General features: G+C 44.7%; 7 protein-coding genes, 1 tRNA gene and 2 pseudogenes. 7 read left to right on the top strand and 3 right to left on the bottom strand.

The annotated features are described in order from the left end of the window. Positions 1–2,090 (top strand): type III restriction endonuclease subunit R (locus A7090_RS21075; RefSeq protein ID WP_241957286.1); only part of this gene is annotated, 2,090 nt, incomplete at its 5' end. 152 nt (positions 2,091–2,242) lie between these two features. Next, positions 2,243–3,508, top strand: coding sequence for a hypothetical protein (locus A7090_RS21070; protein ID WP_240246206.1), 1,266 nt, complete (start codon positions 2,243–2,245; stop codon positions 3,506–3,508). 370 nt (positions 3,509–3,878) lie between these two features. On the opposite strand, the gene A7090_RS21065 is transcribed toward A7090_RS21070, so the two are convergent. Both A7090_RS21065 and A7090_RS21060 read right to left on the bottom strand, forming a co-directional pair. After that, positions 3,879–5,147 carry a tyrosine-type recombinase/integrase gene (locus A7090_RS21065; RefSeq protein WP_105275410.1) on the bottom strand — a complete coding sequence of 423 codons (1,269 nt, stop codon included), beginning with the start codon at positions 5,145–5,147 and terminating at the stop codon, positions 3,879–3,881. A gap of 199 nt (positions 5,148–5,346) precedes the next feature. After that, positions 5,347–5,431: transfer RNA gene (locus A7090_RS21060), tRNA-Leu, on the bottom strand. A 195-nt stretch (positions 5,432–5,626) separates the two neighbouring features. On the opposite strand from A7090_RS21060, the gene ahr reads away from it, so the two are divergent. Further along, positions 5,627–6,646, top strand: a complete 1,020-nt coding sequence (gene ahr / locus A7090_RS21050) for an NADPH-dependent aldehyde reductase Ahr (protein ID WP_105275408.1) — start codon at positions 5,627–5,629, stop codon at positions 6,644–6,646. 3 nt (positions 6,647–6,649) lie between these two features. Here the strand turns inward: ahr and idnK are convergent, their stop codons facing one another. Then, positions 6,650–7,213 carry a gluconokinase gene (gene idnK, locus A7090_RS21045; protein ID WP_105275407.1) on the bottom strand — a complete coding sequence of 188 codons (564 nt, stop codon included), beginning with the start codon at positions 7,211–7,213 and terminating at the stop codon, positions 6,650–6,652. A gap of 216 nt (positions 7,214–7,429) precedes the next feature. Between idnK and idnD the strand changes: the two genes are divergently transcribed. From idnD to A7090_RS21025, 4 genes and pseudogenes are all read left to right on the top strand, one after another. After that, complete coding sequence (gene idnD, locus A7090_RS21035) at positions 7,430–8,461, top strand: L-idonate 5-dehydrogenase (protein WP_105275406.1); 1,032 nt, start codon at positions 7,430–7,432, stop codon at positions 8,459–8,461. A 23-nt stretch (positions 8,462–8,484) separates the two neighbouring features. Next, on the top strand, positions 8,485–9,249 hold the full coding sequence (gene idnO / locus A7090_RS21030) for a gluconate 5-dehydrogenase (RefSeq protein WP_021574893.1): 765 nt from the start codon (positions 8,485–8,487) through the stop codon (positions 9,247–9,249). 64 nt (positions 9,250–9,313) lie between these two features. Then, positions 9,314–9,364: pseudogene (locus tag A7090_RS27390) on the top strand (hypothetical protein); the annotation flags it as partial. Between the two features lie 25 nt (positions 9,365–9,389). Continuing rightward, positions 9,390–9,906: pseudogene (locus tag A7090_RS21025) on the top strand (GntT/GntP/DsdX family permease); the annotation flags it as partial. Between the last annotated feature and the right edge of the window lie 57 nt (positions 9,907–9,963).

The following is a 9,963-nucleotide window of genomic DNA, read 5'->3' as shown; positions in this document are numbered from 1 at the left end:
CGCGGCTTAGGTTCGGCTCCGCGAAACAAGAATCCTCGCCCTTTAGGGCGGGGAGTACGTCAATATCAAGACAATCAAGAATCGTTATTTGCGTAGACATGTTGGGAGAAGGCTATGATCTACCCAACCTGAAAATTGCCGCTTTGCATGATCATCATAAGTCTCTTGCAGTAACTTTGCAGTTCATTGGCCGTTTTACTCGTGTCAATAAAGCAAAAAAAATCGGTCAAGCCAGTGTAGTCATGAATGTTGCAGACCCTAATGTTGAAGGTGAATTACAGCATCTATATTCAACAGATGCCGATTGGGATAATGTATTAAGGAGACTCTCTGAAGGACGAATTGCGAGAGAGATTAGATTGCAAGAAGTCGTGGATGCCTTAAAAAGAAAAGGTGATTTACACGATCAGATTTCGCTCTGGAATCTTGAGCCAAGCTGCTCTGTCATGTTATTTCAAACATACTGTGACAATTGGGAGCCTGAAAGATACAAGGAAAAGCTGCCCAGATTCGATGAATCCTGGCATGCAATAGCAGAAGATGAGAATTTGCTTGTTGTGCTAGCTATCCAGGCAACTTCAGTCCGGTGGGGAAACTACAAAGATCTTAAAGATACCAATTATAAAATTCTAATTGCTCATTGGGATCAAGACAGATCCGCCTTGTTTGTATTCTCAAATGACTATAATGCATTTCGAGTTGAGCATCTAGTCAGTGCTATTTGTGATGATAAATTTGAAGTTGTCAGTGGTGAAAAAGTCTTTAATGTATTTAATGGTATTGAATATCCTTTGGCAAGAAATTTAGGCGCATCCCAAATTGGAGCAATCAGCTTTACCCAATACTTTGGCCCAAATGTCACTGAGGGGCTATCATTAATTGAAGCGTCTCAATCAAGCTTAAGCAATATTGCTGCATTAGGTTATGAATCCGGAAACCGTGTAATCTGGGGATGCTCGCAACGCAAAGGTAAAGTCTGGTCACCACAAAAAGGTGGCAGCATTGCTGATTGGTGCAACTGGGTTAAGAAAGCCTGGGACAAAATTTTTAGTTCGGAACCAGATCCAAACAATCTTACGCGTAACTTTTTACGCCCTGTTCCATTACTTGAACCCTATCATGAATATCCAATATCAGCTCAATGGGGTGAGCATTTGCTTACTGCGTTCGAAGATAAAGTTATTTTTCATTTTGATGCTATATCAGCTCACTTATATTTAGTAGAGGTGAAGACTGCTGGAAAGTTTGACGATGGCAATGTGCGGCTCATTTTTTCTACAGATGAAACTTCATCTGAATATAAATTATGTCTTACAGGTAGTACTACAGCAAAAGGTTATGTCTATCAGTTGATTTCCGGCCCTGAAGTCTTTGTACAGCGTGGTGAATCTGAACCTGTATCACTATCAGAATATATGGAAATTGATCCAGTAATGATTCATTACTCCGATGGCTCATTTTCTTACAACGCTCATATAGTTCATGTAAGCCAAAATATTGGCCTTTATGACAAAGACGAAATTGTAGCTTTTGATTGGAATGGAACTGATGTTCGAGTGGAATCAATGGGCTATACTCGTGATCCATCATCCATCCAGTGGCGTTGGTACAGTGAAATTAAAGATAATTACGATGTTATTATTAATGACGACGGTAAAGGTGAGTCAGCTGATTTAGTTGGGTTAAGAATAGTAGATGACTGTATTGTTCTCTCTTTAATCCATTGCAAGTATTCAGGCTCAGAAGAAGCTGGAGCAAGACTTAAAGATCTTTACGAAGTATGTGGGCAGGCACAGAGATGCATTCGTTGGAAGCACCTGAATCTTTCCTATTTATACCACCACATTAAGCGTCGCGAGGAACAGTGGCGATCGCGTGGTTATTCTCGCTTTCTAAAAGGCACTATAAAAGACCTTGCAGCTATGAAAGAGCGCTCCAGAATCACACCTCTTAAATTCCAAGTTGTTATTGTTCAACCAGGACTTAGAGTAAACAAAATTAATGAAGAAGGCCTTAAGTTACTTGGTAGTACGGCCTTATTTATCAAGAAAACAACGATGGCAGATTTAGTTGTTATTGGTTCTAAATAGGACGAAAAATTGACAATATTCGACTTTAGCAATATTAAACAACGAATTGAATATGCTATAAAAATGATGGAAAAAGCAAGAAAAGAGAGTAAATTATGATCCTATTCTTTTATCCCTACATAATGCTTTGCTATAGCGCTGGATACGCTTTATTGCAAACACTGGATGGGATGGGTGTGATTAGTACCAACTTTGTAGAAATGAACGCACAGGGTGCTCTTTTGAGCAGTTACTGGTCTCCCAATAAAGTTGCTGTAGTCTTAGGAGGATTTTTTCTTGAGCTCTTTATCTTATTATTACCCTTTGTTTTCTTGAGCTCATGGATACTTGCCAGAAAAAAGGGACTCATCATTTGTTTTGTTCTTCTTATAACCCCTGGCCTGTTATCGCTCTGTCACCTTCTTCCTGCTATCCAGTGGTTGCCATTGACCTATGAAATAGGAGGTACAGGTGCAACGGGTAACGCAGCTGGACTCGGAAGTCTTAGCTTCATAGGGCTATTGAGTGGTTGGGTTTGGGCAGTAATCATTAGTGATATTTTTGCTACAGGAGAGAAATTCAGACAGTGGACAGATATTTTCCTAATACTGACAGCAGTTGGTAACGGTATTTTTTGGGTATCAGACAGAGAGATGACTGTCGGTAAAACCGCATATGAGAAAACAATTACGGATATTAATGATGCAGCCAAATACCTTCTTTTTCAGGTGAAAGACTACAGCCGCATGTGTGACAATAACGGGCTTACCGATATGTCATCTTGTCAGTGGGCATCGTACATTCAAGAAACGCTAGAAAATATTGCTAGTACAAAATCATCTGTTATTGAATATGTAATACCTGAAAATCTTGACACCTTCTACCGAATTCCTGAGTACGATAGCAATCAAGTATCTCCAGATAAAATCAGACAGGAATTTCAAGACTTCAATAAAAAACTATGCCCAAATAGATCTCTTTCCAAAACAATAATACAATTGCCACCACCTTCTCGATGGTGCCAGACCCCACCCCCAGCTTACTGCAATGCCATTCAAGAGGGAAAATATAAAACAGGCATGTCAGACCGTTTCGCTGTCGCCAATGAGTGTGTAACTACATCATTATTAAGGTACCGCCAAGTTTTATTAAAAGAACAAGCTCGTTTATCCTTAAGTAAAAATGCCCCTCATTATAGATGGATGTGGTTTATTGCTATGTCTTTTTTTATTGGTGGGAAAATTGCCAATGTAATGACAAAAATAGGTAATATAGAGAATCGTCTCATAACTGAGAAACATAGAGTTAAATTCATCCTTTTAAAAATATGTGTTTTTATTGTGCGTACATTGATAAGATGTGCCATCTTATTTCGGAAAGTGTTTTTTTCAACGTTCAATTATATCAAAAAATTGAAGAAAATAAAGCATGATACTTAAATAGAATAGTGACAAACACTCAATTGCAAGGTCATTCTTTGTGTTGAATAAATAAAGAACAAGGGGTACTTTCTCCTGTACCCTTGGAGTTTACATTAGATGATACATCTGAATCTACCTTGGGGATTCACACTAGCGGCAATAGTGTTTTGTACTCAACCGTTTATACAATAGCATCCATGACTAATTGAGCGTAGAGCTCAGTAATCTTATTAATTATCCACTTATTGAAAGAATTCGTGGATCGCTCTTGCCGATAAAATCAGTGAATGTATTGCTCTTGGTGATAATGCCATTGGGAAAAATGACCAACCAGCCATCCCATTAAGGCTAGCCGATTAACTTTAATTAAACCGATATAGCATTCAACTCACTCGCCATTACCCCGATTGATCTTCGCATAGTCAAACGGCGTAATCGCTCTCTCCCGATTCGCATCCAGAAAATCAGCCCACCACTGCAACATCAGCTTGCGTTCATCCAGATGTTCCGCTTTATGGATATATGCCGCCCGCACCGAATTGCGTTCCATATGACTCATTTGCCGTTCTACCGCATCCTTCGACCATAGCCCTGACTCAATCAACGAACTACAGGCCATTGTGCGGAAGCCGTGACCGCAAACCTCAACTTTAGTGTCATAGCCCATCACCCGTAGCGCACTGTTTACCGTGTTCTCGCTCATGGGCTTACGCGGATCGTGATCGCCAATAAAAATCAGCTCATGTTCGCCACAAAACTGTTTTATCTGCTTCAGGATCGCCAGTGCCTGCTTTGAAAGCGGCACCAGATGAGGTGTACGCATCTTTGATCCTCGCTGAGAATGTTTCACGCCGGGAATAACCTCTCGCTCAGGCGGGATGGTCCACATTGACGTTTCAAAATCGATCTCTGACCAGCGAGCAAAACGCAGCTCACTGGATCGAATAAAGATAAGCAGAGTGAGTTCGGTTGCCCAACGGGTTAGCGGCCTGCCGGTGTAGTCATCTATTTTCTGGAGTAATTCCGGGATACGCTTTAACTCCAGCGCCGGACGATGTTGCCGATTACAGGAAGCTACCGCCCCCGCCATCTCTTGCGCCGGATTGTAATCAATTAGACCGCTTTGCACTGCATAACGCATGATCGCCGTGGTGCGCTGTTGAAGGCGGGAAGCCACTTCAAGACGTCCGGATTTCTCCACGGCTTTAACAGGAATTAACAGATCGCGGGTGCCCAGTTCGGCAATATTGCGAGAACCAATTGCCGGGAAGATATTGTCCTCCAGGCTCTTTTTTACACGATTAGCATGATCTTCCGACCATTTTTGGTTGGTTACGAGCCACTCTTTGGCAACCTTCTCGAAAGTAATAATCTCTTTCGCCTGCTCTTCTTTCACAGCACGCTTATGCTCACGAGGATCGATACCAGCAGCTACCAGCTTTCTGGCCTCTTCCCTTTTCTTCCGCGCATCCGCCAGCGAAACATCCGGGTAAACGCCGAACGCCATCAAATGTTGCTTACCGCCAAAACGGAAACGAAATCGCCAATACTTTGAACCGCCAGGTTTTACAAGTAAGGACATGCCGTCGCCGTCAACAAGTGAATACTCTTTCTCCTCAGGTTTCGCAGAGCGAACTTTAGTATCCGTTAGGGCCATAATGGTCTTCCTTCCATTGGTATCTCGTGAGTATACAAACAATATCGAATCGGAAAATATACTCATTAGTATACTCACAAGCCTGTTGATGTGGGTTGAGTCAGGTTGACTTCAGTTGAGGAGAAAAGCTAGGAAAGCCTTGTGTAGCGCGGATTTCAGGCATAAAAAAAACCTCAATTGAGGTCTATTTACATACTTTTGGTGCCGAAGGCCGGACTCGAACCGGCACGTATTTCTACGGTTGATTTTGAATCAACTGCGTCTACCGATTTCGCCACTTCGGCACTGAAGAGGTATGCGGAAAACGTTGTAAATTATACCTGTCGCACGCCACCATGCAAGCGCCAGCTTGCTCGCACCTCGCTAAGTGCTGAAATTTTCAGCATTGCATACAGCGATGTGTAACTTTTGTCACACACCAGGCACCCCGCCCTGCCATGCTCTACACTTCCCAGACAACACCAGAGAAGGACAAAAATATGTCGATGATAAAAAGCTATGCCGCAAAAGAGGCTGGCGGCGAACTGGAAGTTTATGAGTACGATCCCGGTGAACTGAAGCCACAAGATGTTGAAGTACAGGTGGATTACTGCGGGATTTGTCATTCCGATCTGTCGATGATCGACAATGAATGGGGATTTTCACAATATCCGCTGGTTGCCGGGCATGAGGTGATTGGTCGCGTGGTTGCACTGGGTAGCGCCGCGCAGGATAAAGGTTTGCAGGTCGGTCAGCGTGTCGGGATTGGCTGGACGGCGCGTAGCTGTGGTCACTGCGACGCCTGTATTAGCGGTAATCAGATCAATTGCGAGCAAGGCGCGGTGCCGACGATTATGAATCACGGCGGTTTTGCCGAGAAGTTACGTGCGGACTGGCAATGGGTGATCCCACTACCAGAAAATATTGATATCGAGTCTGCCGGGCCACTGTTGTGCGGCGGTATCACGGTCTTTAAACCACTATTGATGCACCATATCACCGCCACCAGCCGTGTCGGCGTGATTGGTATTGGCGGGCTGGGACATATCGCTATAAAGCTTTTGCACGCGATGGGATGTGAGGTGACGGCCTTTAGCTCGAATCCGGCGAAAGAGCAGGAAGTGCTGGCGATGGGTGCCAATAAAGTGGTGAATAGCCGCGATCCGCAGGCACTGAAAGCTCTGGCGGGTCAGTTTGATCTCATTATCAATACCGTGAACGTCAGCCTCGACTGGCAGCCTTATTTTGAGGCGCTGACCTATGGCGGTAATTTCCATACGGTCGGTGCGGTTCTCACGCCGCTGTCTGTTCCGGCCTTTACGCTGATTGCGGGCGATCGCAGCGTTTCTGGTTCGGCAACCGGCACGCCTTATGAACTGCGTAAGCTGATGCGCTTTGCCGCCCGCAGCAAGGTTGCGCCGACCACCGAACTGTTCCCAATGTCGAAAATTAACGACGCCATCCAGCATGTGCGCGACGGTAAGGCGCGTTACCGCGTGGTTCTGAAAGCCGATTTTTGAAAATCATTCGCAGCGCCGATCTGAGGCGCTGCCCTCTTTCATACATATTCTGTTTTGTCGTATCGCCAGCACGGCCTGCCGACATTGTTCGGTGACATTGGCAATATCATGGTTGATATCAATGCGCACAATATCCTGTTCATCTGCTTGTGGACGCTCCAGCGCCTCAAACTGACTTTTTAATAACGCTACCGGCATAAAATGCCCTGCCCGACGCTGCATTCGCGCGAGAATAGTTTCATAGTCGCCATCTAACCAGAGGAAATGAACATGGGGGCTCCCCTTGCGTAAAATATCACGATACTGTTTTTTTAATGATGAACAGACAATAAATCCTGTTTCATTCTTTTTATAAAGACTGTATGAAGCATCATTTAAGCGTTCCAACCAGGGAAGCCGATCTTCATCAGATAATGGAATACCCTGCGACATTTTATCTATATTTTTGGCAGGATGAAGATCGTAACCATCAATAAATTTCGCAGACAATAATGCGGCAACCTTGCTACCAATTAATGTTTTACCACTCCCTGAAACGCCCATCAAAATAAAACTTTCACCCGCCATTTAAAATCTCCTGAATCATCTTACCTGCGGCGATACTACGCCTGGAGACATAATAATTTCACGTTTTTTTATTTCTGTTGATAAGAATTACAAGGCACATCACGTTATGCGTAACATAGTAATGTAACAATTTTCTGACGTGATCTTCATCACAAAGAATGACCATTAAAACCGCTTAAATGCTTCCGGGGTGTCTACCTGACCAGTGAGGAATTTATGCAAGTGAAAACACAATCCTGCGTTGTTGCGGGCAAGAAAACTGTTGCTGTTACCGAGCAAACGATAGATTGGAATAATAATGGGACATTAGTACAGATAACCCGAGGTGGAATTTGCGGTTCCGATTTACATTATTATCAGGAAGGAAAAGTAGGTAATTTCATGATAAAAGCACCGATGGTGTTAGGTCATGAAGTTATCGGTAAAGTTATTCATAGCGACTCATCAAAATTACATGAAGGGCAAACGGTAGCCATTAATCCGTCTAAACCGTGCGGTCACTGCAAATACTGCATTGAACATAACGAGAATCAGTGTACAGAGATGCGTTTTTTTGGCAGTGCCATGTATTTCCCTCATGTTGATGGTGGCTTTACCCGTTATAAAATGGTCGAAACGTCGCAATGTGTCCCTTATCCGGCCAACGCTGACGAAAAGGTTATGGCTTTTGCCGAACCTTTAGCCGTCGCGATTCATGCCGCACATCAGGCCGGCGAGCTACAGGGCAAGCGAGTATTTATTTCCGGTGTTGGGCCCATTGGCTGCCTGATTGCCAGTGCTGTGAAAACACTGGGGGCCGCGGAAATTGTCTGTGCCGATGTAAGCCCCCGTTCCCTCTCTCTGGCCAAAGAGATGGGAGTAGATGTGCTCGTAAACCCACAAAACGACGACATGGATCACTGGAAAGCGGAAAAAGGCTATTTCGATGTCAGTTTTGAAGTATCCGGTCATCCTTCATCAGTGAATACCTGTCTGGAGGTCACTCGTGCACGCGGCGTAATGGTGCAAGTAGGTATGGGGGGCGCGATGACAGAATTCCCAATGATGATGTTGATTGGTAAAGAGATCTCACTCAAAGGATCTTTCCGTTTTACCAGCGAATTTAATACAGCAGTGTCATGGCTGGCGAATGGCGTTATCAATCCACTGCCTTTACTGAGTGCTGAATACCCCTTTACTGACCTGGAAGAGGCGCTACGTTTCGCCGGTGATAAAACCCGGGCAGCAAAAGTCCAGCTTGTTTTCTAAGAGATAAATAAAGGAATAATATAATGAACGATCTATTTTCACTGGCAGGAAAAAATATCTTGATTACCGGTTCAGCACAGGGCATTGGCTTTTTACTGGCAACCGGCCTGGGTAAATATGGCGCACAAATTATTATTAATGATATTACTGCCGAACGCGCAGAACTTGCTGTAGAAAAACTCCGTCAGGAGGGTATTCAGGCCGTTGCCGCACCTTTTAATGTTACCCATAAACATGAAATTGATGCTGCCGTTGAGCATATCGAAAAGGACATCGGTCCCATTGATGTGCTGGTGAATAACGCCGGGATCCAACGCCGTCATCCTTTTACTGAGTTCCCTGAACAAGAATGGAATGATGTGATCGCAGTCAACCAGACTGCTGTGTTCCTGGTGTCACAAGCGGTAACTCGTCACATGGTTGAACGCAAAGCAGGTAAAGTTATTAATATTTGCTCGATGCAAAGCGAGCTGGGACGTGACACCATCACGCCTTATGCCGCATCGAAAGGGGCGGTAAAAATGCTCACCCGCGGTATGTGCGTCGAGCTGGCGCGCCACAATATTCAGGTCAACGGTATTGCGCCGGGCTATTTCAAAACAGAAATGACTAAAGCACTGGTTGAGGACGAAGCCTTCACCGCCTGGTTGTGCAAACGGACGCCCGCCGCACGCTGGGGCGATCCGCAGGAACTGATTGGGGCTGCGGTGTTCCTTTCTTCAAAAGCCTCTGATTTCGTAAACGGCCACCTGTTGTTTGTTGATGGTGGCATGTTGGTGGCTGTTTAACAGCCACTCCCCTACGAGCAGCGCGAAAGCGCTGCTTTTCTGGCACTAATAAGAGATAAAGACTATGCCATTAATCATTATTGCGGCAGGCGTCGCGCTGCTTCTTATCCTGATGATCGGCTTTAAAGTTAACGGCTTTATTGCCCTCCTTCTGGAACAGTATTTTCGCTGCCGTTATCCCGGTCATCCTGATGGCTATCGCCGCCGTTTGTGAAATTACGTTACCGAAAACTAACACCATGCGCCTCTTCTTTGAATTTGTCGGTAACCCTGCCGTTGCGCTATTTATCGCCATTGTTATTGCGATTTTCACGCTGGGCCGACGTAATGGGCGCACCATCGAGCAAATCATGGATATCATTGGGGATTCTATCGGCGCTATCGCAATGATTGTGTTTATTATCGCTGGCGGCGGCGCGTTTAAGCAGGTATTAGTAGATAGTGGTGTAGGGCAGTATATTTCACACTTAATGGGTACTGGCAACCGGTGCGGGCAGCGTGATCGCGTCACACGTAAACGACCCAGGCTTCTGGCTATTTAAAGGGTATTTTAATCTGACGGTTGGTGAAACGCTGCGTACCTGGACGGTGATGGAAACCCTTATTTCTGTTATGGGGTTACTGGGCGTGTTAGCCATTAACGCCGTATTGCACTGAAAGAATAAAATATTGTGATGTACTTTCGGGGGAAGATTGAAGATTCCCCCGACGTTG

The organism is Escherichia sp. MOD1-EC7003 (genome assembly GCF_002965065.1).
Taxonomy (GTDB): domain Bacteria; phylum Pseudomonadota; class Gammaproteobacteria; order Enterobacterales; family Enterobacteriaceae; genus Escherichia.
The sequence above is the reverse complement of the archived record's forward strand: the minus strand, read 5'-3'. Positions and strand labels throughout refer to the sequence as shown.

What these genes read in the sequence shown, in the direction of transcription:
- ahr (WP_105275408.1), top strand. Translation starts at nt 5,627, where the DNA reads ATGTCGATGATAAAAAGCTATGCCGCAAAAGAGGCTGGCGGCGAACTG.
- A7090_RS21065 (WP_105275410.1), bottom strand. Translation starts at nt 5,147, where the DNA reads ATGGCCCTAACGGATACTAAAGTTCGCTCTGCGAAACCTGAGGAGAAA.
- idnD (WP_105275406.1), top strand. Translation starts at nt 7,430, where the DNA reads ATGCAAGTGAAAACACAATCCTGCGTTGTTGCGGGCAAGAAAACTGTT.
- idnK (WP_105275407.1), bottom strand. Translation starts at nt 7,213, where the DNA reads ATGGCGGGTGAAAGTTTTATTTTGATGGGCGTTTCAGGGAGTGGTAAA.
- idnO (WP_021574893.1), top strand. Translation starts at nt 8,485, where the DNA reads ATGAACGATCTATTTTCACTGGCAGGAAAAAATATCTTGATTACCGGT.